Below are 22,160 nucleotides of genomic sequence, written 5' to 3'. Positions count from 1 at the left end.
GGAGACTGAAGACATGAGCCAACCCCCCAAAACCCGTAGTTTTGCGGCATGGATCAACCTTATGCCGGGGTCCCAACCCACGTTGATCGTCGCTGGTGAAGTTGAGACCAGCGCAAGCAACAACAAACCTGTCCTCAAGCGATCGTCTGGTGATGCACCGGCGGGAACACTTCAACTGGATCTGACGATCCGAAATACCGGTGGCATTGGCACGCAGGCGTTTCAATTCTGGCCCGTTCGGTATGACCAAGCGGCCTCGCGCGGTGCGTTTTCTGACGTTGTCATTCTTTGGGATGGCGAGGAGATCATGACGCTCCCGGTGAGTGAGGTTCAATGACGATCAAATAAAAAGGAGAAATTTAATGACAGATAATATTTCAAAAGTGTTGGGAAGCGCCAGCTATGAGGCGCACTGGGTACACAAAAGCCTTCTTGTAAAGCTTATTGCCCGCGGTGTTCTGCCTTGTTCAAATTACACAGCCCAGCTCGAACAGCGCCCCGAGCGGATCGAGCCGCCCGAATGGAACATGGTGTTTTTCGTGCCAGACACCTGTGAAAAGGGGCTGAGTTTCTTTGAAGAAACCGTGACAATGGCCAACACCAGCGGTGCCCCGACCATTGCCGTGCATGATGCTGCGGGTCGGCATGAAATCCCGATCAAGCAACAGTTTGAGGTAGAGGAAGAAGACGAGCAATTCATCGTCTACGGTAAGCTTCCCAAGCGCGAAAAGGGGCATAGTGGCTGCATTATTGTACCAGCAGATGGATTTGTAAGTGCAATTCACTACAGGGCTTTTGGGCTTAAGCATCCCGAGAAGATTGTGAAGTCTTTATGCAATCCAATTGCGCTGGTCCCGGCGACAAGATGCAGCTGGCAGGTGGCGAAATTCCTTGGCCAAGGATTGATTAAATCGCCACCTCAACCATTCAAATAAGGAGTAATACAATGAGCAACGATGCTGAACTAATGATGCGCACCCTGACCCGCCGCCTAGCAGGAACATCACTACAACCCGAGCAGATCGAACCTTTGCGAGACGCTTTGATGGCCTCTCCGTTCGAGGTCACAGGTATCGAGATCTGTGAAAAGGGCATTTGCATTGACCACCTGTGGAAAGGCGGTGTCGACACCCTGGACCTCACCTCGCTGATGGATGACCGCTTGGGTGATCTTCTCGGGTGCGAGGTATTTCCATTGGGCACAATCAAACCGGATCTCGCCCGCCTGCGCAGTCAACACGCATTTTGAGCTGTCTCGGAGGTATTTTTGGTTGCGCGGCGGGCCCAAAATAGCGTGGTCCGTTCGTGCCTAACCTGGATACGGCAAGCAGAAACACAACCACATGTACATGCAAAACACGACTTTGAGAAAGGGCCGTCCATGCTGACCAAAACGCCAGTTGTGCAGATACACCTGTCTCGCTTTTGCAACCTCAAATGTTTGCATTGCTATTCCTCATCCAGTCCGACCGAACGGCATGCGCTTCCGGTCGAGGACGTTCTGCGCACCACGGCGGCGCTGTCAAAGTCTGGGTATCGCCGTGTCTCCCTGTCCGGGGGTGAGCCTGTGCTTGCCCCCGGGTTCCGCGCGTTGGCCAATGGGCTTGCCGCGCAAGGTTTCGATGTCGCAGTTATTACGAACGGAACGCGACCGGGGCCCTTAATGAAAGCGATGGCCGAAGGAGCTGTGCATCATGCGTCTGTCAGTTTCGATGGACCAGAGCCCATACACGACATGATTAGAGGGCGAAACGGCTCATTCCGTACGGCGCTTAAAACGCTCCAAGAGCTGGCAAACTGCGGGTACTCATGTGGCGCGGTACTGTCTGTAACAAAGCACTCGTTTCCGCACCTGCCCGATGTGGTGGAACTTGTGAGGCAAACCGGGGCCGCTCATATTCAGTTGCATCCGATTGCGTTGTCCGGTCGGGCGCGGCGACAAGAAGAAACCGTTGGGCCGGAACTTTCGCCAGAAGCGTTGTTGCGCTTAGTGGCCGTCGGCCGTCTGCTTCAAAACATCTATCCCGATCTGCAGATACAGGCGGATGCTTTACTCGGAGAAGAGCTTCATCGCTTCAAGCATAGTGAAACCGACCTGATCTCGCCATTGGTGATCGCAGACGATGGGGCGCTGTTGCCATTTTGTTTTGACATTTCGCGCAAGTATTCGCTTGGACAACTAGGGGAGCCAGGTCTGGATTTTCGCTTGGGCGCGCGTCTGAAAAGTCTGCTTGATACCGTCACGAACCGACTTGCCGATGTTCCGGCAACGAATTTTTATCGCGAGTTGGTTGTTGGTTCTGCGTGCGATAACTTCAGCGGGACAACGGATGATTGCCTGGCCGAAACGGTTGAATGACGAGCTTGGCACCTCATTAACGCCTGTGATGTTGGACAGCGTTCAAACCATTTAGGTCAATTGCGATTTGAACGGTTATGGTCACGCCATGGCGGAACAGTTCGACATCTGCGGGGTAGGGGGCTAGCTTTGCAGATGTCCAAACCTGTGGATGTGCCCTACCTGTACCCGAATGACGACCATTATCAGGTGCCGCGTACCTCGGCGATTGACGTTTCACCCAGTCGCCGGACCAGGTTTTCTTCAATCTCCTCAAGAACACTTGAAACGCGTTCATGTAGCGCGTGTTCGACGGAACAGGACGATGCTTCGCTTGTGTCATCTGTCGCGACCATCCGTTCTTCTAAGGCAAGGTAGACATCCGCAAGGGTGATATCCTGCGGCGCGCGCGCCAACCGCCAACCACCGGCGTGGCCTTTTTCCGACGTAAGCAGGCCCGCTTCCCTCAACTTGCCCAGAACACGGCGCACGACGACAGGGTTGGTTCCTGCATGCTCTGCAATGTCAGAGGAGGTGCGCACACGATCAGGGCTCCCCGCCATATGACTGAGGGTGTGCAGGGCAAGAGAAAGACGAGAGTTCCGTTTCATTTACGATTTTTCTCCAAACAGATATCATATGTAACTTTTGTAGTTGCTTCGGTAGGGTAACTACGTAAGTTGCGTGAGATATGAGATATCAGATCAATTTTGGAGCATTATATGCCAGATGCCCGGTGTCCCGTCACGGTACCTTCAGGGTTTTCAGGTGCTGGAAAAACTACCCTACTGAAACGCGTGCACAATAACCGCGAAAAGCCCCATGTTGCAGAAATCGCCGACGGCATGTTCGAGGTGAACCGTGATGCTGGAGTTGTGCAGGTTGACGCCGAGCCGAACGGGACAGCTGAGACGTTTCTAGAGATGTCCAACGGTTGTATCTCGCGTGATGAACTGCGCACCGCTGTTGCGGTCGGCGTCACCATCGCGGATAAACCGGAAGACTTGAGCGCGCTCCTCAAGCCCGACTGCGCGGCGGCCATCTGGCGCAGACAACCCGTACTAGATTTCCAAAACTGGATTGATGGTCTAAGTCCGGCGATGTTGCCGAAAGGGCGCATGGTGCGGCGCCCCGGCGCCATAGGGGAGGCAGTAGCGGCGCTTTGCGATATTGCCGGTACCCCAACATGCCCCGAACGCGAACAGTTGATTGGCGACATTGCCGCACTTGCTGATCTCTTCACCAAGCTCGTCCAAACGCCTTATCTGCGTCTTCGTTTGCAGCCTGTGACGTCGAATGCCTGCCGCAGGTTCCATACCGACGTTGTCACGGCACGCCTTATTTGCACCTACCGCGGTCAGGGGACGCAATACGGGACTTCGTCCGGTGAGAGAGATCCAGCGCGTGTCTTTTCCGTAGCAACGGGCGCGCCGATCCTTTTGCGGGGCACATTATGGCCGGAAATACCGGCCTCTGGCCTGCTTCACCGTTCTCCACCCATTGAGGGTACGGGCCAGACACGGCTCGTCCTTGTACTGGATGCAGTCGACAATCGAGAAGATGAGATATGACCCGTAATCTTGGTGCGACGTCACTTCGTCGGAAACGTCGATCTGCCGATCCCATGCGCAGCTATGACGCGTTACCCTTACCCCTGCGCCGCTGGCTGGCGCAGGCGTCATTGCCATGGTCACCAAATTCTGCGCGTCGTTTGTGGAACCGCGCGTGCGCAAAGGGCCTCAGCCCTGACGAGGCATTATTGGTTCTGTCAAAGGCAGAGGCGCGCACGCTGGCACGTGACCGACATGCGGTTTGCAATCAATGGCCACCTAAGACCTGAACAGACACGCATTTCGTAATCAGTGATCTGCGACAGTAGCGAAACGGCGATGCAATTGGCTTAGGATCTAGAAACTTGGTTGGTTGGCCACGCCTGTTTATCCGGGCGGAAAAACCGGTTGTGGCGCGTCTCTGCGTCGCAATTCGTGCCAGATTTACAATTTTGTAAATTCCAGAACATGCGGTTGTGAAGATCGCGGGGCATATCAGCGAACATCGCCTGAAGGAGCCCTACATGCCCAGATCCATTGTATTCTGCGCCGCGACATTCGTCGTGTTCCATATCGGTTTTGTTGCCCCTTTTGTACCCATGGCCACCATTCTTCCTGCTGGTTTGGGCGCACTTTCGATGTCCTCAATGGCGCTATCGCTCATCCTGGCTGCCAGGTGGCGGCTCGTAGATCAGTTTATGGGCGGGCCTGACAAATCATATACGGCCCATCGCTGGCTTGGCTTTTTTGCGCTGAGTGGCGCGCTTGGGCACTGGGCTATGGCTTCGTCGGTAGGGGCAGGTGTCTTGCCCGTTCTGGCAGAAAGTGGCGAGGAGGTCGGGACAATCGCAGCACTTGGGCTGATTATGATGACCGCCGCGGCTATGGTGCGCGCCATTCCGTACCATCTGTGGAAACTCAGCCATATGCTGATGGGGCCGATCTTCCTTTTTGCGGCATATCACACGTTCTTTGTTGCAAGTCCGCTGGCCGTTGGTGCCGCCCCTTGGACTTTGATGGCATTTGTGTCCTTGGTTGGCATGATCGCATGGATGCAAACGCTTCTGCGCAAGCGGATGCCGACGCGGCTGGCGACAGTGACACGCGTGGCGGCCTTTGATGGTGGTGTCGATCTAACGCTGACCTCAGATGTTCCTTTGCCTCCCTATCGGCCTGGTCAGTTTGCAACTCTTGCCCATAATCGCGCCCGCGCAGAGGCGCACCCTTTTACAATCGCTGGCGGTGACGAATGGACCCGCCGCTTCGTGATCCGTTCCGCCGGGGATTGGACCGATGCGGTTGTTCAAACCGTTGCAAAGGGGGACACGTTCAGGATCGGCGGTGGTGTCGGTCGTTTCTTGCCGCAATTTCACGCAGGCAGAACCGAGCAGCTCTGGGTTGCTGGCGGCGTGGGCATTACCCCGTTCCTTGCTGCACTGGAACAGTTGCAACCCGACAGCAATGCCCGTGTCACATTGATCTATTGCATCCGTTCAAGAGACTCTGCCGGAGCAATCGCTACCGTTGAACAGCACGCAGTGCGACTGCCGCAGCTTGCCCTGACTGTCGTAAACGAAGCTGAAGGTGATGTTCCCATTGCAACCAGCCTGACCGAGATCATGCGCGGAATGGATGCACAGGCCGAAGCCTATCTTTGTGGTCCGGAAGGTTTGAAATTACTGGTTGAGGTTGCGTGGAAAACACTTGGTAAGAGCGGTGCCATTCACAGTGAACGCTTTGACTTTCGCGGCGCCTATAGCTTGTCCGACTTGATCTATATCGGAAAGCCAGCTTTGGACCGGGCCCGTATTTGGACAAAAACAAAAGTGAGTACGGCAAATGCGCCTGTTGGTTCTTGAAGATGACGTGTCGCTTGGGCCTTGGACTGCAAAGGGGTTACGCGAAGCGGGGCATGTGGTGGATTTGTTTGCCGATGGCAAGGACGCATTGGTCGCGGCAATGAGTCAAAGCTATGATGTGCTGGTGCTTGACCGAATGGTGCCTGGATTGGACGGTCTTTCGGTCCTTAAGTCTCTGCGGCAGGCAAAAGTGACCGCGCCAGCGATTTTTCTAACAGCCCTTGGTGAGGTTGATGATCGCGTGGCTGGCCTGCGCGCCGGTGGTGATGATTACCTTGTCAAACCCTTTGCGTTTAGCGAACTGATCGCACGCATAGAGGTGTTGGCGCGTAGGCCGGGCGCGTCAGAAGACCAGACTGCAATACTCAGCGCGGGCGATGTTACGATTGACCTGCACAAAAGAACCTGCCACCGGCAGGGCCAGATTATTGACCTCAATCCCAAAGAGTTCCTTTTACTAGAAGTGTTCTTGCGATCAAAAGGGCGCGTGCAGACGCGTACCATGCTTTTGGAACGGGTGTGGGACATGAGCTTTGATCCCACGACAAGTGTCGTTGAAACACATATCAGCCGGTTGCGCGGCAAGATCGAGAAACCTTTTGGCGACATTCTGATACGCAATATTCGCGGCACGGGCTATGTATTTGAGCCGATCTAGCGATCTAATGCGCCTGTCGGCAGTGCGACAAGCACTTTGGCTTCTGACGCTTTTCTGGATCATTTCGTTGTCGGCTTGGGGCGGAACTTACATTCTGGTAAAAAGTGAAATGACCAGAAGTGTTGATGCACGGCTGATCGAACGGATGGAAGCGGCCATCGCTGCGCTGGCGGCGGATCAACCCCTTCCGCCGCTTAACAACGGTGATACTGCTGATTTTGTAGACAGCGCACGCCGCGACGGATTTCAGACGCGTGACGCAGATGGCACGCAAACCGAGATGCGTTATTTGTTGCAAACAACATCGCAGGGTCGCTTGCGGTTGGGAGAGGACGTAGAGCTTCAGGAAGAGTTGCGAGACTTGCTCGCTGGCGGGATGATGGTCAGCCTTTTCGCCACCCTTATTGTGATGGCCGTCGTCGGACTTTGGATGGCACGGCGCAGCCAAGCACGGTTGAATAAGGTGAATGTGGGTCTTGCCGCTGTTGCACGGGGAGATCTGGCAACCCGGATCATGCTTGATGGCAATGACGACCTTAGCTTGCTAGCAGCCCGCATTGACGCAACGACTGCGCGACTTGAAAACGCAATGATGCAGATGCGTGTGCAATCCTCGAACATTGCACACGACCTGCGGACACCTCTGGCCCGCCTGCGCGCGCAACTTGAGAGCAGCATGACTGAGGCCATTGATTACGGTCGCCCTGTCACTCCGGAAACGTTGGAGGCTGCTCTAGGACAAATTGATCGGATAACGGGTACTTTTGAGGCACTTCTTCGCTTGGCACGGATTGAAAGTGGGGCTGGCCGCGACGCCTTCAATATTGTGCATTTGGATGCCCTTGTTGCGGAGGTCGCGGAAATCTTCGGTCCCGTCATTGAGGACGCCGCGCAATCGCTTGTCGTTGAGTGTGTGGACCCTTTGGCCGTTTGGGGCGATCATGACATGCTTGTGCAACTTTTGGCCAATCTGATCCAGAACGCCTTGCGTCATGGTGCGAGCCACCAAACCATCACCATAAGGGTGCATGGACCCCGCGTGATTGTCAGCGACGAAGGCCCGGGTATTCCCTTTGCGGAGCGAGAAAACGTCTTGCAGCCGCTTCATCAGGGCGAAACAACCCGTCAGGGCGAAGGTGTGGGTCTTGGACTATCGCTCGTGCGCGCCATAGCTGAACTTCACAGCGCTGATCTTGCGCTGTCTGATGGCCCCAATGGCCATGGAATGCGCGTCACAATACAGTTTCCGAAGTTGCACTAGTTCGTGCGTTCATAGCTGAAGGGTGGTCAATGACTGAGGCCATGCGATGGGGAAGTTTCCCTCAAATCACAGTAAGTTCGGCATCAACGCATGGATCTGCCAGCATGGAAAATCCTAAGTCACTTCATGTGCCAAGCGAAAGCAGCTTTGCACGGAGCCACACCATAAAGGCGCGCGGATCACTTTGGCGGGAATGATCCTGGGATTTGGGTATTGGCGGACCAATGACGGGCGCCTGACCGATCATAAGCCACGGGTGATGTTTTTGTGAGTTCCAGATTGTTTTCCATTGCCGTGCTGCATAACTGCGATCAGACACTGGTTTGTCTAGCCGACCGTGAATTGCCCCATCATCCCGCAGTCTTCATGCTCTAGAATGTGGCAGTGGTACATGTAAGGTGCTGCGTCCGGTGCATCATAGTCGAACCGGACAAGTACTTCAGACCAACCTTCTTCGACGTGAACCATGTCTTTCCAACCTTGTGCATAGGACGGAGGTGTCGCGCCGCTTTGACTGAGAATCCGGAAGGAACACCCGTGTATATGGAACGGATGCAGCATGTCATCGACAGAGATGCGCCAGATCTCGGTGTCTCCTTTGCGGACCGTCTCATCAATCCGGTCCATTTTCATCGGTTGGCCGTTGATCGCCATCGCGTTTGCGTTCCCGCAAAAATTATCCCAAGCCATTGCAAGCGCAGCAAGATCAGCGCCGACGTCCATTTGCAGTTCAAATGAACGCGTAACCGTTGCATCCGACCGATTTGGCGGGGACAGATTTGCCAATTGAGTCGGTATCGCACCGGTGAAACCCTGATCTGCGCTGCGGTTGAGTACAAGTGCGGTTGTGGTCGGATTTCCTCCAAAAAGGTTGGCAAAGAACCCCTCTGCGTCCTCGCCCCAATTGACGTTGAGCGCATTGGTTCCAACTATGCCCATGTCGATGAGGACTTCGTATCGTTCGCCCGGTGACATCAATATGCTCTCTGCCTCAACGGGTGATGACAGAAAGCCACCATCTGAGGCGATCACAGTTACAGGCCCCGTTTGCATTGAGAGTTCCAGAAACCGCGCGTTGCAGGCATTGAGGATGCGAAGTCGCACCAAACCGGTTGGAACCGACTGTGCCACTGGTGCAATGACCCCATTGACGACAATCGTGTCTCCCTGAAAGCCGTCCTCGAAAACTTCGGCTGACAGTGCGTAGGTCATGCGGCCAGTCGCATCGAACGTTTTGTCCTGCAGGATCAGCGTAAAGTCGTCCACGCCATAGGTCTTTGGCAAGTCAGCATCCAGACTTGAATCATCTTCCACAAGAAGGACTCCCGCCAGCCCATTATAGGTCTGTTGGGCGGTCTTTCCATGCATGTGAGAGTGAAACCAGTTCATCGACGCGCGCTGCACAACTGGAACGTCGGGAGACCAAACAGCGCCGTCTTCTATTTCCTGATGCGGACCACCATCGACATCGCCGGGAATATGCAACCCATGCCAATGGATCGTTGAGACATCACCGATATTGTTGGTGACGTTAAAGGGCAATGTCTGGCCCTGCTTCACGCGAAGTACCGGCCCGAGATAGCTATGGTTGATCCCAAATGTCTGGCTTGCAACGCTGGTTCCAAAGTCATGGGATGCGGTGTTCAGGGACAGGTTGATCCGTTCGTTGATGCCGCCGGTCAGATCGGTCATTGGGATCAAACGCAGTGGGCGCGTCGATGCCTGGGGAGATGCCATCGATCCGGCGAACGCGGCTGTTGCGGTGCTTCCGATCAAAAGTTGACGACGGTTCATGTTTAGTTTCCTCTTGAGGTAGGTTTGAGACAGTTTATCGTGGACCTGGCTCGAAGTTGTGCAAGGCGATGGAGCAGCCCTAAGTTTCGCGACCAAATCGATGGACGCATCGATCAATTCATCTCTAGGGCGTTCAAGGCGGCGCGAACGTCAGCTTCTTGCTGGGCCAAAAGGGCTGCAAATGCGCCACTGTCATGCCTGTGCTCAATCCAACCCTTGTCGGCTATAGCGGCTTGCCATTCTTCGGTTTCATACAACGCTGAAAAGGCGGCCTGGAATTCTGCGATCTGAGCAGGACCTGTCATTGGCGGTGCAAAAAAACCGTTCCAGGTCACAAATTCCATCGCGATGCCTTGCTCGTGGAGTGTCTGAACGCCAGCAGGTAGTGTGCTTTCTTTGCCAGCGGTAACGCCCAAGATGCGTATGTTCCCTTGTTGCGCAAGCGCCAGCGCCCGTGAAAAATCGGTCGCGATCGCCGTAATATCCCCCGACATCAATGCCGTAAACGCGGGGGCAGGTGCATCAAAGGTAACGTAATCGAAGGTTGGGTCGATACCGGCAGCTTGCATGGCCATCACGGAGACGAGGTGATCAATGCCACCGGTTTCGGAACCTCCACCAATTGCAAAACTGTCGTCTGCATGCCCATTTACCAGATCAGCCATCGATTGAAGGTCGCTTTCCGAATGGACAATGAAAGCAACGAACCCTCCAATTGGCGCAGCCACGGGGATCAGATCAGAAAAACTGTCCGAATAGGTGCCATTCAGCGAGCGCGCAACAATCTGATGGGTGTTCAGCATCAACGTGTTTTGTAGGTTCGCAGCATTCTCGACCATATAGGTCAGGCCGACGCCACCGTTGTTGCCATCCCGGTTTTCAAAAACCACGTCTTCAATGACACCAGATGAGGAAAACACCTGTCCAATCATCCGTGTCGCTGTGTCCCAACCGCCACCAGGAGAGCCCGGGATCAGAAAGGTTGCTGTGTCGAAAACCGCGGTATCTGCCCCGCTTGGGTCGTCTGAGGGGTCATCATCTGTCCAGATGTTTAAAATTGCCCCTGTTTGGGCATCAATCTTGAATTCGATCTCGTCGCCCGCCGCGTTTACGACTTCGACGTCATAGGCGGGTTTGCCTTCAAACTGGTCAAGCTCCGCTTCCTCGACTGTGCCGCGCTGGGCCGCAAGGGCAATGGCGATGGCGTCATCTTTAGTTATTGGGGACGGTCCGTCGGCTGTCTGCGCCAGTGCGGTACCGCTGAGTAGGCAAAGCGTTGCGGTCCAAGTTTTAAGACTGAATTGTGCCATTGGAGGTCCTATCCGAAAAATCATGTCCTTACGCTTCGGATATGAGGTGCAACTCTTGCCCCATTCTTTCGGCAGGCTTACAGTTTTGTAAGTCTAGAATGACGGATACTAGCGGCCTGACAGTTTCTTTTTGATCCTGCTGCTTAAGCGCAACAGCTGCATATGTTGGAAAGCGTTGCACTATTGGTCTGCACTGCACGACACCTATACGCAGCGCGACGGCCCGCATTGTCAAAGCGTAGTTGTTTTCTGTCGCTTTGGTCGCGAAGCCACCATGATCGGCACGCTTAGTTTGGCACTCCGATTGGTGACAGGTGACAGGCAGCTATCTTACTTCGTATCAGCGATGAACCACGTTACGCTACCAGACCAAGCCCCTGCAGGTAACTGAAGCCTCGGGGAATGTCAGCTTTGTTGCGTAGTTCTAGCACGAGATGAGGCGCGCTGTTGCAATCAGCGAGAGCCTCGAAAACGCTTCGCCAATGAATCTCGCCGTCGCCCGGCGCCCAATGTCGGTCGGCGTGGCCGTCCAGATCTTGCAGGTGGATGTGGCGCAAATGGTGGCCCGCGTCGCGCACAAAATAGTCAACGGGCGGCGCACCTGACATGCGGCGCGCCAAATGTGCGTGACCGGTGTCAATTGAGACGGCGATCGCTTTGGAGCAGAAGCTGCCTACCATTTCGCGGCGGCGGGATGGATCAACGTCTAGAATGTTCTCAATCACCAGCGTGATACCCAATTCCTCGGCCTTGTTCACCACCGGTTGCATGGTCATGTGGATGCGCGCCAACACCTTGTCGGCGTAGCCCGGATAGTTGTGGATGTTGTTTTCATACCAAAGGTCATAAGGCGAGTGCATTACCATCTGCCTTGCGCCAATTCGATCGGCGGCTTCCAATGCCTTGAGAAACCGCGCGGTGATCAGTGTGCGCAACTCAGGGTCCTTGTTGTCCATATCGAGCCCGTCAAAGGGGCCGTGCATGCCGACACGTCCTTTATGCCCTTTGAGAGCCTTGATGGTGGCGGCCACGCGATCCTCAAACTCCGAGGTCAGTGACGCATGACTGGAGAAACCCTGAATTTCGATGTCGCGTTCAGCGTCAAAGAGCCAATCACGATGCTGATCGATCTCAAGAGCCGTTAGGCAGGCACCGATCCTGAGTGGGGTCATTCTGTATCCACCTTGGGTCCGGGATCAGGGCATATGTTGCGATTGCAACAGACAAGCAAAGGGTCATGACAAAGAAACTCCACCAGCCGCCAAAGGCCTGCGTGAGCCATGCAAAAACAAATGGCGCTGAGGCATTCACGCCCATTGAAAGAAAGGAAATCCAACCCAGCCGCGCGCCATAGCCGCGTGACCCAAAAAGCGCGAGAGGCAACGTGCCGCGCGCGATGGTTTTGATCCCATCACCCATCCCATAGAGGGCGGCGGCCAGCATGATGCCGGGAATGGTAAATCCTATGACAAGCAGGGTCATGAAACCGGCCATCATCAGACTCATTGCCAGAATGTAGGTGACAAGTGGATACATGTTCCGCGCCAGTAACATCTCGAAGAACCGACCAACTGTCTTGAAGGGACCGATGACAGCACCCGCGATAGCGGCAAGCGCTGCGGAATGCCCCAGATCTTGCACGTTGGTCACCCAGAGTGTCATCACGGCTCCAATCAGGTAGCCGGAGAAGAGGAAGGAAATCACCATCCAGAGCATACCGCGCTTGCGTGCCGGACCTCTTAGTTCGGGCCAGTCGGACTGCGCTGCCTCTTTCGGCGCATCGAGGTCTCGCAATGGGCCGCGCAGCCCATAGAAGTGAAGGGATACTGAGATTATCAGGGTCGTAATGCCGAGAACGACCCATGATGCTTCCCACCCGTAGCGGGTGTAGAGCCACAGCGTGAGCGGCCAGAAAATTGTTGAGGCAATGCCCCCAAAAAGCGTGATGATAGAGATGGAACGTTGCGTCGGAACCGCCAGATCAAGCCGGGCGACGGCAGCGAAAGCCACATTGTAGAGGACACACATCGCGGCCACTTCGGCCAGTAGCAACGCGAAGAAGAGGCCATAAGGCCCAGTCACGAAAGACATCAGAACTAGTGCGACACCAGCGACTGTGGAACCGACGGTCATCACGGCCCGGCCGCCATACTGATCGGTCAACCATCCTGCCAGAGGTGCCATCGCACCCCCCAAAAAAAAGGCCGAGCGACAACACACCGAAAATTGCAGTCAGGCTGAGCCCGAGATCGTCGGCCATTTCCGGCAGCAGGATGGCGTAGGCGTAGTAGAGCGCACCATACCCCACGACCTGCGTAATCCCAAGCGCGATAGCTGGGCGGTAGTCGGGATTGAGCGGCCAGATGCTCACCCCAAGGGCGTTCCCTGATAGGCGCAGCGGCCCGCCACCCAAGTGCCTTGGACGGCCGGTGTGCCCCCCTCTGGCCAATCTACCAGCACAAGGTCCGCGCGCTTGCCAGTCACTAAATGACCCCGGTCTGTCAGCCCCATAGACCGGGCAGGGCCATCCGAGACGAGCGACCAAAGCGTGCTCCGATCCGCCCGCTTCTCTAGATCCATCTTCGCTACCGCGGCCAGCATAGAGGGATAAAAATAGTCAGAGGCCAGCGCATCACAGAGGCCAGCCTCAACCATGTCGCCTACCCCAAGCGAACCGATGTGGCTGCCGCCTCGCGCCCCGTTCGGCGCGCCAAAGATGATGGTGTCCCCATTGGCCCGTGCGGCCTCTGCGGCCTCGATCACCATTGGGAATTCGGCCGCCGTGGCGCCCAGACTGCGAAAATAAGCACGGGTCTCGGCACGGGTGTCATCGTGGCTCAGCATCGGAGCGCCAGCGGTTTTGCCCGCCTCTGCGACCTGCGCAATGGTGTCAGGCACGTCGCCGCGCCGGTCCCAAACCTTGCGCAAAAGGGCGAGGTAGCTGTCCTCATCCATGCCAGACCGCTTTGCATGCCCTGCTGTTCGTTGGCGCAGGCGATCATCATCGAGTGAGGCGGTTGTAAAGTCCGGACTATGTTCAAACGCACGATCTTGCATCGAGGTATCAAAGGCACGCATGGTCATGGATGTGTGGTCGTTGAACGCGATAGATGGCGTTAGCGGCGCTTGAAGCGCCCATTTGATCGTCTCGAACGCTTCATCGAAAGAGAACGTCTCCCACCGTAGTTGGACGCGGTTCTCCACAGTCAAGCGTGGCGCAAGGTCAATCAGTGCTTGGATCAGCGCACGGCCACGTTCCACCGCGCGTAATCCCGGCTCCCACCCTAAAGTGATCGCATGATAAGCTGTTGCAATGCCGTTGGCTGCAAGTTGCCTGTCGGTGTCCAGTACGGCCACATCCGTTGGGAAGTACGTATTAGGGCGCGGCATCAGCTGCCGTTCAAACGCATCGCCGTGGACGTCAACCAAGGCGGGCGCAAGGATCAGACCCGTAGCGTCGATCACCTCACCTTGCGTTTGTGCACCGATCTCAGCGATCTTACCGTCTGCCACTGTGACACTCGCCTCGGCGATTTGCCCGGGCAAATATACTGTCGCGCCTTCAAATGTGACTGTCATCAGAGCCGTTCCAGCGTCACGTGCCAGTGGTACGAACCGGGCTTGTCATGCTCCTGATCTTTCAGGTTTAACACTTCAAAGCCAGAAAAAAGCGTCAGCAACTCGACCGCGTTGCAAAAGAAATGCGGGTGGATCTTGTCAGTCCCTGGCGCATCAAAGACCCAAGAATTATTGCTGATCTCGCGCCCGCTGTGCTTGGCCTGCTCATGCGGCAAACGCCGTTTGGAGAGCATTGTTCCGAGGTAGGTTCCGCCGGGTTTAAGCACGCGTTTGATCTCGGAAATCGTGCGCGAGACGATTTCTTCATCACCGTGATAGATGACATTCCAGCTGACGATATGATCAAAGCTTGTATCATCGAAGGGCAGTTCATCCATGCGTCCCAGCTTGGTCGCGACGCTGTTGAACTTCTCAATCTCCGCGAGTCCCTCGGGTGCCGCGTCCAAAGCCGTGACGGTATGACCTTTCTCAGCCAACCACAGAGCATGCCGCCCGACGCCAGCGCCAAGGTCCAGTACCTCGGAACCGGGCGCGAAGGCCTCTGCCCAGTTGATAACGTCCTGTTCAGGTGTCAGCCATTTGCTGCCGGATGTGATATTCGCCCATTGTTCGCTCCAGTGGACGTCTGCGGTATCGGTCTTCAACGCTGTTCTCCGATAATCTTTGTGCGGACAAAGCCGCTAAGTTGCTCGATAATGATCACGACGACAGCAATCATCAGGATGACGGTCATGGCGGTGGGATAGTCGAAGAGGTCAAACCCAACCTTCAGTTCGATCCCGATCCCGCCTGCGCCCACAAGGCCCAGGATCGTGGAAGACCGCACGGCTTTCTCCAATGAAAAAAGAGATGTGGAAATGAACGCAGGCATTGCGGCGGGGATCGTGGCACAAGCGACCACGTCAATCTTGCGCGCGCCGGTTGCGGCCAGGCTCTCGGCGGGGCCTTTGTCTGTCCCTTCCATGTCGTCGGCGAAGAACCGTCCGCAGAAACCGATGGTGTCCACGGCGATGGCCAGCATCCCGGCAAAAGGGCCGAGACCGACAGCCACCACAAATACCAGCGCCCAAGCAATGTCGGGCACGGCTCGGATGAAACTCAGGATATTGCGGACAACCTGGTTCACCCAGACCCCCGCAACGAGCCCGCGCGCGGCAAGCAGTGCGATGGGGATCGCGAGAATAACACCGATCACCGCCCCAGCGACCGCTATCTGCAAGGTCTCCACCATTTTCCACCCAAGCCGGACGAGCGTTTGCGGGTCGATGTTGGGCGGGAAGGCGCGTTCAAGGAAATCGGCGAAACGAGGCGGGGCGGTCGCCATCCTCTCCAGCGAAAACCCGGCACCAGCCAGACACCACACAATGACTGTCAGGCCCAGCAAATAACCTATGAAAGCAAATGCAGAGGGCCGTTCGTAGCGCGCGGGTATGGTGAGATTAGTCATAAAGCCCCCTCAGATCTGAGGCGTTGAGCGATGCTGCGGTTGCGTCCAAACGCAACGCACCGTCCGCAATACCGAGCACACGGTCACCGTAGCGCAATGCGTGTTCAATGTTGTGCGAGGTAAAAACAACTGTGACGCCTTCCTCTCGCGCGAGTTGAAAGAAGAGCTCCATCACGTCTTCGCCCGCAGCCGGGTCGAGCGAGGCGCAGGGCTCATCTGCGATCAGAATTTCGGGGTTGCCCACAATCGCGCGAGCGATAGCGACGCGCTGGGATTGACCGCCAGACAAACGATCCGCACGACGCATTGCTAAGGCGCTCAAACCGACCTTCTCTAAAGCGGCCATGGCTGCATCACGCGAGGGTGCCGGGGCTAGAACATGGCTCCAGTGCCGGACACCCGGATAACGGCCCAAAAGACCGTGGCAAACATTTGACAACACATTCAGGCGCGGGACGAGGTTGTGCTTTTGCGAAACAAGGCCAATGCGTGCGCGCAAGGCACGGATCGCTTTGCCTTCAAGGCCGGTCGTGTCTTGTTCGAGCAGAACCACTTGGCCTGTTGTCACAGGGATCAGGCCCATCAGGCAGCGCAGCAAGGTCGATTTGCCCGTGCCATTGGCCCCAACGAGTGCAACTGCTTCACTCCGTGCAAGGCGAAAGCTGACATCAGCAAATATGGGCGTCTCACCAAAGGACTTCGCGATACCTTTCGCCTCAATGTCTACAGGTGCAACCGGGAGGAATGTCCCCCCGGTTGCGTGAGATCGCGCTTTGCGGCGTGATCGTTTTTTCGAGCGTATCAGTCACCGATGAAGTTGTCGAACTGAGGGTAGCCAGCGTTTGAGTACATGGACCGCACGTAGTCATAAGCGCTGTCCTCAATTGCGACGAGGTCCATGCCGACGTATTTGTCGTTTTCTTCATGCGCTGTGATGCCAGCGATGATCATGTCCTTGTTTTCAAGGATAGATGTTTGCACCAGAGCGGCGGCTTCCGCAGGCACATGGGCACCCACCATGATCATGTCGTTGGGCAGGTCGCCGGAACGGCCGATCATCTTGAAGAAGCCGTAAGGAAGATCAGTCTCAGCGTTGCGCACGTTCAGCCAGCTACCGGCGTTGGAGCCAATGGCATCGACGTCACCGTTTTTAAGTGCTTCATGTGCGATGTTGCGGCTTGTGTGGATCTTTTCGATGTCGCTGACAGGGTCAACGCCATGATCGGCCAGCACCTGCATCGGGCACAGCATGTTAGACGTGGAACCGATATCACCAAAAGCGACAGTTTTGCCCACCAGATCCTGCATCGTGTTGATGCCGCTGTCTGCGCGCGTGATGATCGCGCAGTGATAGTCCGGTCGGCCAAGGCCAATGAGCGGTGTCGCGTCTGTCAGCTTGTTGATGACGACATATTCAGCCGGGCCCGAGACCACGAAGTCAACGGTTTCGCCGCGCAGTGCCTCGGCGGCGGCCGTACGCGAATTCACAGCGAAGAACTCAAAAGTTTCGCCGGTTGCTTCTTCGAGCGCCTCTTTGAATGGTCCCCATTCGATTTGCAAACGTTCCATCCCTTCAACATCAGTGACGGCGATGGACCACGTATCGGCAAAGGATGCGGCCGCAGTGGCGGATGCAAGCCCGAGCCCAAGAACAACAGATTTGAATTTCATGACAGCCTCCATTGAAAATTCGTTCGAATGAATCATTTTAAGGTATGGCAGTTCCACAAAGCTTTCATGAAACATTTGTGACGTTTGCAGATGCACCGTGATTGACACAGCACTGTCACAGAGCAGCGGTAGATAAAATTCATCCGGATGAATCAAAATGAAACGAGATAAGTGGCGCGACATACGCGCGGAGATTGAGCGAGACATTATGGACGGTGTCATGCAGCCTGGGGTAAAACTGCCTACCGAGCCGGAGATGGTCGCCACCTATGGCGCTGGGCGGCATACGGTACGACGCGCGGTTGCAGAGCTAGCAAAGGACGGTTTCCTAAGCGTCGAACAGGGGCGAGGAACATTCGTCCAGCGGCATACCTTGCTGGAATACACCATCGGTGCGCGCACGCGTTTGCGCCAGAACCTTGGTGCTCAGGGCGTAGATGTCTCTGGCGAAAGCCTCGGCATTGAGCGGACGACGGCGTCCAAACGGGTCGCGGGTCATCTGAAGGTCGATGTCGGTGCGCCCGTTGTCGCGACAAGCCGGATAACCCGCGCGGATGGTGTGCCGGTTGCTTTCGGCACCATCTATCATAACGCGGCGCGCTTTCCTGACTTTCCCGAACGTCGACAAGCCTTGGGTTCAGTGAGTGCGGTATACCGCTCCTACGGGATCGAAGACTATTTGCGCGGTAGCACCCAGATCCATGCCCGCCCGGCGCGACCAAAAGAGGCGCAGCAACTGCGTCAGCATTCTGAGATGCCAGTAATTGTCGTGCGCGCTGTCGATACATTGCCCGATGGCGCGCCCATCGCTTTCAGCCAGGTCATCTGGTCTGCCGCCCGCGTCAAATTTACCATTCCAAACACCGAGGAAGACTGATGGCACCCCCACAAATGCTCGCCGATTTCCCGCACGAGGTTTTGCTTGATGTTCTGGCGAAAGCAGATACCGCGAGGTTGAAGGCGTTTGCGGAACCGTTGATTGCGCAACTGGACACGATTGGTGTGCTGGAAAACCGGACCGGTCTTGTGATGCTACCAATACAGGACACCGCTCAGGGCACGAATTTTCATCTGGGCGAAGTTCTGGTGAGTGAAGCGCGGATCACGGCCAGCGGTCAGGAGGGTTACGGCATGCGTCGTGGACGTGATCTTGAGGCTGCGATGGCCATGGCACTGGTGGACGTGGCGGTCGCCGCCGGTGTGGCGCATGCCGACTGTGCCACCTTCATCGCTTCCGAGCAACAAGCCCAGCAAGCGGCAGACCACGAAAGGCTACGCCGGGTTGAGGCAACGCGCGTTGATATGGAGACATTTTGATGACCCATTACCCAACGCCATCCGATTTTGAAGCGCAAACCAATGCGACGTATGAGGCGCTCATGTGGGCGCTCTCACGCCCGGGTAGGGCGCGCGGGTTACCGCAGGCTGGCCAAGCAGGGATCATATTGACGCTGATTGATCGGGAATGCGCGATCTATACGGACAGTGAAGAACTTCGCGCGGTTGCGGCCAGTACTGGTGCACATCCGGTCGCGGCCGAGTGCGCGGACCATCTGTTTCTTACGTCCGTTCCAAACGTCGCATTTCTGCGGCAACTGCGGCAAGGTTCTGACATGTACCCTGAAGAGGGTGCCACGCTTGTCTTGCCCGCCAGCTTTAAAGGCAACACGCGCCTACGTCTGACAGGGCCGGGCGTCGATGGCGAGATTACGATCAATCTCGATGCCCCACCCGTTATTTGGACGGCCCGAAAACAGATTATGCGCTACCCGATGGGGTTTGAGATTTTTCTTGTGGATGGCGATCAGGTGATCGGCTTGCCACGTACAACCGAGATAGAGGTGCTCTGATGGCCTATGTCGCAACCCGCGGTGGCGAGCGCGCCATCGAACAGTCGCAGCGGCTTTATCGCGAAGAGATGGGGGCGATTACGCCGGAGCGTGTCAACGAACTGCGCCAAGCAATGCCTTATCTGATCGACCGCGTTATGGGCGAAGCGTCGCTTTATGACGAAGACCTCGCAGCATTAGCACTCGCGCAGACCGGTGGCGAGCTATATGAGGCAACGCTGCTGTTGCGTGCATGGCGGACCACACAGCCACGATTGGCTGTTGCAGACCCTGTCACGCAAGATGGTCTTTTCACGCACCGTCGGATTTCGGCCGCTTTCAAGGACATTCCGGGCGGTCAGGTGCTTGGACCGACGCTGGACTACGCCCACCGTATATTGGCAACAGAAGTTTTGTCAGGTGAAACGCATGTCCCTGATCCAGTCACACCCGCCGCAAGGCCATCGCCAGCGCATCAGCCCTCTGTCGCTGCTTGGCAGGCGGAGAATGATTTGCTCACCGCGGCGAAACCCGACCAAACCACCGGCAATGACATACCTGATGTGACGCGCGAGCCGCTGCTTTTCCCGGCCAAGCGTGCGCATACACTCCAAAGCCTTGCCCGTGCAGAGACCGGCGGGGTTCTCGCGCTCGGCTACGCGGCACAGCGCGGCTATGGACAGGCACATCCCACAGTCAACGAACTGCGGCTGGCGGAGGCCGAAATCAAGGTGAAGCATCCACGTGGCACGACCTTCAGCGCGGGTCGTGTGAAGCTGAGCCAAGCAGAAGTCGTGAACAAGAAGGGCACACAGCTGGAGCTTGGTTTTGCGGCCACGATGGGCTGGAACGAAGTGAAAGTGATTGCCGCCGCGACGCTGGATGTGAACAGCGAAGGTGCGGCAAAGGGATCGGCCACGGAAGAAGAGTTCTTCCTCTATCACACCGAAGGCGTCGAAAGCTCTGGTTTCTGCATCCACTTCAAACTACCCCATTATGTCACCTTCCAATCGAGCCTTGATGCCATGCGCGATGCTAAGGCCAAAAAGGTCGCCAAGGACAAAGCACCGGAGCCTGCGGAATGAGCATCAAATCCCTGACAAAAGAATGGGAGCCGATGGCCTATGGCTTCCTTGATGCTTCGGCCAAACGTGAGATCCGTCGCAAAACACTGAAGGCCATCGCTGTGCCAGGTTGCCAAATGCCTTATGCCAGCCGCGAAGTGCCGATGGCGCGCGGCTGGGGGACAGGCGGTTTGCAAATCTCCTGCACGCTGATTAACCCGCAAACCACCGTGAAGGTCATTGACCAAGGAGCCGATGACAGCGTGAATGCCGCGTCTATCCGGCGCTTCCTGTCGCGCGTGTCGGGTGCGCCGACCACCATGGATACGCTCAAGGCTGACCTGATTCAGTCCCGTCACCGCATCCCCGAAGAAAAGCTGCGCGAGGATCAGGTGTTGGTTTTGCAGGTGCCGAACCCCGAGCCCCTCCGCCCCGTACAACCCAACATGTCCATCGCCCGGCAGATGCATGCGGATGCGGACTATGGCCGCATGTGGCTCCAGCTTTATGAGCAGATTGTGCGTTCGGGCCGTGTCATGCAGGGTGCGAGCTACCCCAGCCTTGTCCATGGACGCTTCGTGATGACACCGTCACCCATTCCACGCTGGGACGTGCCGAAAATGCATATGGCCAAGCACCTGACGATCCTGTCAGCCGGTCGTGAAAAGCGCCTTCACGCGGTGCCGCCCTTTGCCCGGGTCGAGCCGCTGGTCTTTGACGACGTGCCGTACCGTGTCGAGGATCACGGCGATCTGACCTGTACACGATCTGGCGCGAAAGGATACTTTATGAATGAGATCCCCCAGGATGACGGCTCCTCCACCTACGAAGTGTCGGACAGCGAACTCGGCGTCAAAACCATCCGCCAACGCGATGGCGAAGGCACGGCGATTGGCGCGACCTGGTATGAAGAGGGAAGGATGCCGCAATGATGGATGCACCCCGCATTGTCAAAACCCGCCCGCTCCTGATCGCACGCGATGTCAGCAAATCCTATGGTGATGTCACAGCTCTGCGCTCTGTGTCGGCCACCGTCTATCCCGGTGAGGTTCTGGGCATCGTTGGAGAAAGTGGCTCGGGCAAATCAACCTTCCTGCGCTGTCTCAACCTTGAAGAAGACCCCGATCAGGGTAGCTACACCCTTGATCTGCCGGATGTGCAGGGCAACCTCTTCGATCTCGACCGCTACGCCTGCCGGATGCTGTGTGCCACACGGATTGGCATCGTTTATCAGAACCCGCATCTGGGGTTGCTGATGAAGCATTCCTCCTCCGGCAACGTCGCGGAACGCTTGCTTGTCGCAGGCGAACGGCGATTTGCAGTGTTGCGCGAAAAAGCACGGGATGCGCTAGATGCCTCCGAGTTCCCGCTTGACCGGATGGATGCACCCCCCATTGAGCTTTCGGGTGGCATGCAGCAGCGCGTTCAGCTGGCGAAGGCTATAGCGCTGGAACCGGCCCTTTTGCTGCTGGACGAACCGACAACAGGTCTCGACGTCAGTGTTCAAGCACTGGTTCTGGATACGCTCAAACGGCTCCAGCAAGAGCGTCAGATCACGATGATTATTGTAAGCCACGACCTTGGCGTCATCCGTACGTTATCCGACCGGGTAATGGTCATGCGGCGCGGGGAGGTCGTTGAAGAGGGGCTTGCTGATCAGGTGTTCCAAGACCCACAACACGCCTACACGCAACAATTGGTGCATGCAAAGTTATGACAGTTCTAGATGTTCGCAGCTTGTCCAAAGGCTTCACAATGCATCACCTCGGTGCAGAGATGGGGGCTTTCTCTGACATCTCT

At 56.3% G+C, this 22,160-nt stretch carries 25 protein-coding genes; 15 read left to right on the top strand and 10 right to left on the bottom strand.

Translation table 11 applies throughout. The features are described 5' to 3' along the window. The first annotated feature begins 13 nt into the window (after positions 1 to 13). The 4 genes from QTO30_RS07830 (at position 14) to QTO30_RS07815 (ending at position 2,359) form a co-directional block, all read left to right on the top strand. Positions 14 to 337, top strand: a complete 324-nt coding sequence (locus QTO30_RS07830) for a hypothetical protein (protein ID WP_340423631.1) — start codon at positions 14 to 16, stop codon at positions 335 to 337. A 25-nt stretch (positions 338 to 362) separates the two neighbouring features. Then, on the top strand, positions 363 to 935 hold the full coding sequence (locus QTO30_RS07825) for a hypothetical protein (RefSeq protein WP_340423630.1): 573 nt from the start codon (positions 363 to 365) through the stop codon (positions 933 to 935). 11 nt (positions 936 to 946) lie between these two features. After that, positions 947 to 1,249 carry a hypothetical protein gene (locus QTO30_RS07820; protein ID WP_340423629.1) on the top strand — a complete coding sequence of 101 codons (303 nt, stop codon included), beginning with the start codon at positions 947 to 949 and terminating at the stop codon, positions 1,247 to 1,249. Positions 1,250 to 1,381: 132 nt separating this feature from the next. Next, positions 1,382 to 2,359 carry a radical SAM protein gene (locus tag QTO30_RS07815; RefSeq protein WP_340423628.1) on the top strand — a complete coding sequence of 326 codons (978 nt, stop codon included), beginning with the start codon at positions 1,382 to 1,384 and terminating at the stop codon, positions 2,357 to 2,359. A 185-nt stretch (positions 2,360 to 2,544) separates the two neighbouring features. Here QTO30_RS07815 and QTO30_RS07810 read toward each other — a convergent pair whose 3' ends face one another. Next, positions 2,545 to 2,949: an RrF2 family transcriptional regulator gene (locus QTO30_RS07810; RefSeq protein WP_340423627.1), complete on the bottom strand. Its 405-nt coding sequence runs from the start codon at positions 2,947 to 2,949 to the stop codon at positions 2,545 to 2,547. Between the two features lie 111 nt (positions 2,950 to 3,060). Between QTO30_RS07810 and QTO30_RS07805 the strand changes: the two genes are divergently transcribed. From QTO30_RS07805 to QTO30_RS07785, 5 genes are all read left to right on the top strand, one after another. Further along, positions 3,061 to 3,909 (top strand): DUF1826 domain-containing protein, encoded by an 849-nt coding sequence (locus QTO30_RS07805; protein ID WP_340423626.1) that lies wholly within the window; start codon positions 3,061 to 3,063, stop codon positions 3,907 to 3,909. Further along, positions 3,906 to 4,178: a DUF6525 family protein gene (locus QTO30_RS07800; RefSeq protein WP_340423625.1), complete on the top strand. Its 273-nt coding sequence runs from the start codon at positions 3,906 to 3,908 to the stop codon at positions 4,176 to 4,178. The genes QTO30_RS07805 and QTO30_RS07800 overlap by 4 nt, the downstream gene beginning before the upstream one ends. A gap of 234 nt (positions 4,179 to 4,412) precedes the next feature. Then, positions 4,413 to 5,747, top strand: coding sequence for a ferredoxin reductase family protein (locus tag QTO30_RS07795; protein WP_340423624.1), 1,335 nt, complete (start codon positions 4,413 to 4,415; stop codon positions 5,745 to 5,747). Next, positions 5,728 to 6,405 (top strand): response regulator transcription factor, encoded by a 678-nt coding sequence (locus QTO30_RS07790; RefSeq protein ID WP_340423623.1) that lies wholly within the window; start codon positions 5,728 to 5,730, stop codon positions 6,403 to 6,405. Before QTO30_RS07795 ends, QTO30_RS07790 begins: the two co-directional genes overlap by 20 nt. A 109-nt stretch (positions 6,406 to 6,514) precedes the next feature. Beyond that, positions 6,515 to 7,666: a sensor histidine kinase gene (locus QTO30_RS07785; RefSeq protein WP_340423621.1), complete on the top strand. Its 1,152-nt coding sequence runs from the start codon at positions 6,515 to 6,517 to the stop codon at positions 7,664 to 7,666. 327 nt (positions 7,667 to 7,993) lie between these two features. On the opposite strand, the gene QTO30_RS07780 is transcribed toward QTO30_RS07785, so the two are convergent. The 9 genes from QTO30_RS07780 to QTO30_RS07740 all read right to left on the bottom strand — a co-directional run bounded on the left by QTO30_RS07780 (position 7,994) and on the right by QTO30_RS07740 (position 17,467). After that, positions 7,994 to 9,460 (bottom strand): multicopper oxidase domain-containing protein, encoded by a 1,467-nt coding sequence (locus QTO30_RS07780; RefSeq protein ID WP_340423620.1) that lies wholly within the window; start codon positions 9,458 to 9,460, stop codon positions 7,994 to 7,996. Between the two features lie 113 nt (positions 9,461 to 9,573). Continuing rightward, positions 9,574 to 10,770 (bottom strand): tripartite tricarboxylate transporter substrate-binding protein, encoded by a 1,197-nt coding sequence (locus QTO30_RS07775; RefSeq protein ID WP_340423618.1) that lies wholly within the window; start codon positions 10,768 to 10,770, stop codon positions 9,574 to 9,576. Positions 10,771 to 11,126: 356 nt separating this feature from the next. Further along, the gene (locus tag QTO30_RS07770; protein ID WP_340423614.1) at positions 11,127 to 11,942 is read right to left on the bottom strand and encodes a sugar phosphate isomerase/epimerase family protein; all 816 of its coding nucleotides are present in this window, start codon (positions 11,940 to 11,942) and stop codon (positions 11,127 to 11,129) included. Beyond that, positions 11,902 to 12,990 carry an MFS transporter gene (locus QTO30_RS07765; protein ID WP_340423612.1) on the bottom strand — a complete coding sequence of 363 codons (1,089 nt, stop codon included), beginning with the start codon at positions 12,988 to 12,990 and terminating at the stop codon, positions 11,902 to 11,904. Before QTO30_RS07765 ends, QTO30_RS07770 begins: the two co-directional genes overlap by 41 nt. Positions 12,991 to 13,137: 147 nt before the next feature. Continuing rightward, complete coding sequence (locus QTO30_RS07760) at positions 13,138 to 14,349, bottom strand: alpha-D-ribose 1-methylphosphonate 5-triphosphate diphosphatase (RefSeq protein ID WP_340423610.1); 1,212 nt, start codon at positions 14,347 to 14,349, stop codon at positions 13,138 to 13,140. Continuing rightward, positions 14,349 to 14,993, bottom strand: coding sequence for a class I SAM-dependent methyltransferase (locus QTO30_RS07755; protein ID WP_340423608.1), 645 nt, complete (start codon positions 14,991 to 14,993; stop codon positions 14,349 to 14,351). The genes QTO30_RS07760 and QTO30_RS07755 overlap by 1 nt, the downstream gene beginning before the upstream one ends. Next, positions 14,990 to 15,796 carry a phosphonate ABC transporter, permease protein PhnE gene (phnE, locus tag QTO30_RS07750; protein WP_340423607.1) on the bottom strand — a complete coding sequence of 269 codons (807 nt, stop codon included), beginning with the start codon at positions 15,794 to 15,796 and terminating at the stop codon, positions 14,990 to 14,992. The genes QTO30_RS07755 and phnE overlap by 4 nt, the downstream gene beginning before the upstream one ends. Continuing rightward, the gene (locus QTO30_RS07745; RefSeq protein ID WP_340425899.1) at positions 15,789 to 16,475 is read right to left on the bottom strand and encodes a phosphonate ABC transporter ATP-binding protein; all 687 of its coding nucleotides are present in this window, start codon (positions 16,473 to 16,475) and stop codon (positions 15,789 to 15,791) included. Before QTO30_RS07745 ends, phnE begins: the two co-directional genes overlap by 8 nt. A 122-nt stretch (positions 16,476 to 16,597) precedes the next feature. Further along, a complete protein-coding gene (locus QTO30_RS07740; protein WP_340423606.1) occupies positions 16,598 to 17,467 on the bottom strand; it encodes a PhnD/SsuA/transferrin family substrate-binding protein in 870 nt (289 codons plus the stop codon). Positions 17,468 to 17,624: 157 nt separating this feature from the next. On the opposite strand from QTO30_RS07740, the gene phnF reads away from it, so the two are divergent. The 6 genes from phnF to QTO30_RS07710 are packed head-to-tail and all read left to right on the top strand — an operon-like array spanning position 17,625 to position 22,077. Then, on the top strand, positions 17,625 to 18,344 hold the full coding sequence (gene phnF / locus QTO30_RS07735) for a phosphonate metabolism transcriptional regulator PhnF (protein ID WP_340423604.1): 720 nt from the start codon (positions 17,625 to 17,627) through the stop codon (positions 18,342 to 18,344). Continuing rightward, the gene (locus tag QTO30_RS07730; RefSeq protein WP_340423602.1) at positions 18,344 to 18,784 is read left to right on the top strand and encodes a phosphonate C-P lyase system protein PhnG; all 441 of its coding nucleotides are present in this window, start codon (positions 18,344 to 18,346) and stop codon (positions 18,782 to 18,784) included. Before phnF ends, QTO30_RS07730 begins: the two co-directional genes overlap by 1 nt. Further along, positions 18,784 to 19,317: a phosphonate C-P lyase system protein PhnH gene (gene phnH / locus QTO30_RS07725; protein ID WP_340423600.1), complete on the top strand. Its 534-nt coding sequence runs from the start codon at positions 18,784 to 18,786 to the stop codon at positions 19,315 to 19,317. Before QTO30_RS07730 ends, phnH begins: the two co-directional genes overlap by 1 nt. Further along, a complete protein-coding gene (locus QTO30_RS07720) occupies positions 19,317 to 20,381 on the top strand; it encodes a carbon-phosphorus lyase complex subunit PhnI (RefSeq protein WP_340423598.1) in 1,065 nt (354 codons plus the stop codon). Before phnH ends, QTO30_RS07720 begins: the two co-directional genes overlap by 1 nt. Beyond that, entirely contained in the window at positions 20,378 to 21,292 is a 915-nt protein-coding gene (locus tag QTO30_RS07715) for an alpha-D-ribose 1-methylphosphonate 5-phosphate C-P-lyase PhnJ (protein ID WP_340423596.1), read from the top strand. Before QTO30_RS07720 ends, QTO30_RS07715 begins: the two co-directional genes overlap by 4 nt. Then, positions 21,289 to 22,077, top strand: coding sequence for an ATP-binding cassette domain-containing protein (locus tag QTO30_RS07710; RefSeq protein WP_340423594.1), 789 nt, complete (start codon positions 21,289 to 21,291; stop codon positions 22,075 to 22,077). Before QTO30_RS07715 ends, QTO30_RS07710 begins: the two co-directional genes overlap by 4 nt. Positions 22,078 to 22,160 lie beyond the last annotated feature (83 nt).

Origin of the sequence: Yoonia sp. GPGPB17 (genome assembly GCF_037892195.1) — a bacterium.
Classification (GTDB): domain Bacteria; phylum Pseudomonadota; class Alphaproteobacteria; order Rhodobacterales; family Rhodobacteraceae; genus Yoonia.
The sequence above is the reverse complement of the archived record's forward strand: the minus strand, read 5'-3'. Positions and strand labels throughout refer to the sequence as shown.

What these genes read in the sequence shown, in the direction of transcription:
- QTO30_RS07830 (WP_340423631.1), top strand. Translation starts at nt 14, where the DNA reads ATGAGCCAACCCCCCAAAACCCGTAGTTTTGCGGCATGGATCAACCTT.
- QTO30_RS07825 (WP_340423630.1), top strand. Translation starts at nt 363, where the DNA reads ATGACAGATAATATTTCAAAAGTGTTGGGAAGCGCCAGCTATGAGGCG.
- QTO30_RS07820 (WP_340423629.1), top strand. Translation starts at nt 947, where the DNA reads ATGAGCAACGATGCTGAACTAATGATGCGCACCCTGACCCGCCGCCTA.
- QTO30_RS07815 (WP_340423628.1), top strand. Translation starts at nt 1,382, where the DNA reads ATGCTGACCAAAACGCCAGTTGTGCAGATACACCTGTCTCGCTTTTGC.
- QTO30_RS07810 (WP_340423627.1), bottom strand. Translation starts at nt 2,949, where the DNA reads ATGAAACGGAACTCTCGTCTTTCTCTTGCCCTGCACACCCTCAGTCAT.
- QTO30_RS07805 (WP_340423626.1), top strand. Translation starts at nt 3,061, where the DNA reads ATGCCAGATGCCCGGTGTCCCGTCACGGTACCTTCAGGGTTTTCAGGT.
- QTO30_RS07800 (WP_340423625.1), top strand. Translation starts at nt 3,906, where the DNA reads ATGACCCGTAATCTTGGTGCGACGTCACTTCGTCGGAAACGTCGATCT.
- QTO30_RS07795 (WP_340423624.1), top strand. Translation starts at nt 4,413, where the DNA reads ATGCCCAGATCCATTGTATTCTGCGCCGCGACATTCGTCGTGTTCCAT.
- QTO30_RS07790 (WP_340423623.1), top strand. Translation starts at nt 5,728, where the DNA reads ATGCGCCTGTTGGTTCTTGAAGATGACGTGTCGCTTGGGCCTTGGACT.
- QTO30_RS07785 (WP_340423621.1), top strand. Translation starts at nt 6,515, where the DNA reads ATGACCAGAAGTGTTGATGCACGGCTGATCGAACGGATGGAAGCGGCC.
- QTO30_RS07780 (WP_340423620.1), bottom strand. Translation starts at nt 9,460, where the DNA reads ATGAACCGTCGTCAACTTTTGATCGGAAGCACCGCAACAGCCGCGTTC.
- QTO30_RS07775 (WP_340423618.1), bottom strand. Translation starts at nt 10,770, where the DNA reads ATGGCACAATTCAGTCTTAAAACTTGGACCGCAACGCTTTGCCTACTC.
- QTO30_RS07770 (WP_340423614.1), bottom strand. Translation starts at nt 11,942, where the DNA reads ATGACCCCACTCAGGATCGGTGCCTGCCTAACGGCTCTTGAGATCGAT.
- QTO30_RS07760 (WP_340423610.1), bottom strand. Translation starts at nt 14,349, where the DNA reads ATGACAGTCACATTTGAAGGCGCGACAGTATATTTGCCCGGGCAAATC.
- phnE (WP_340423607.1), bottom strand. Translation starts at nt 15,796, where the DNA reads ATGACTAATCTCACCATACCCGCGCGCTACGAACGGCCCTCTGCATTT.
- QTO30_RS07740 (WP_340423606.1), bottom strand. Translation starts at nt 17,467, where the DNA reads ATGAAATTCAAATCTGTTGTTCTTGGGCTCGGGCTTGCATCCGCCACT.
- phnF (WP_340423604.1), top strand. Translation starts at nt 17,625, where the DNA reads ATGAAACGAGATAAGTGGCGCGACATACGCGCGGAGATTGAGCGAGAC.
- QTO30_RS07730 (WP_340423602.1), top strand. Translation starts at nt 18,344, where the DNA reads ATGGCACCCCCACAAATGCTCGCCGATTTCCCGCACGAGGTTTTGCTT.
- phnH (WP_340423600.1), top strand. Translation starts at nt 18,784, where the DNA reads ATGACCCATTACCCAACGCCATCCGATTTTGAAGCGCAAACCAATGCG.
- QTO30_RS07720 (WP_340423598.1), top strand. Translation starts at nt 19,317, where the DNA reads ATGGCCTATGTCGCAACCCGCGGTGGCGAGCGCGCCATCGAACAGTCG.
- QTO30_RS07715 (WP_340423596.1), top strand. Translation starts at nt 20,378, where the DNA reads ATGAGCATCAAATCCCTGACAAAAGAATGGGAGCCGATGGCCTATGGC.
- QTO30_RS07710 (WP_340423594.1), top strand. Translation starts at nt 21,289, where the DNA reads ATGATGGATGCACCCCGCATTGTCAAAACCCGCCCGCTCCTGATCGCA.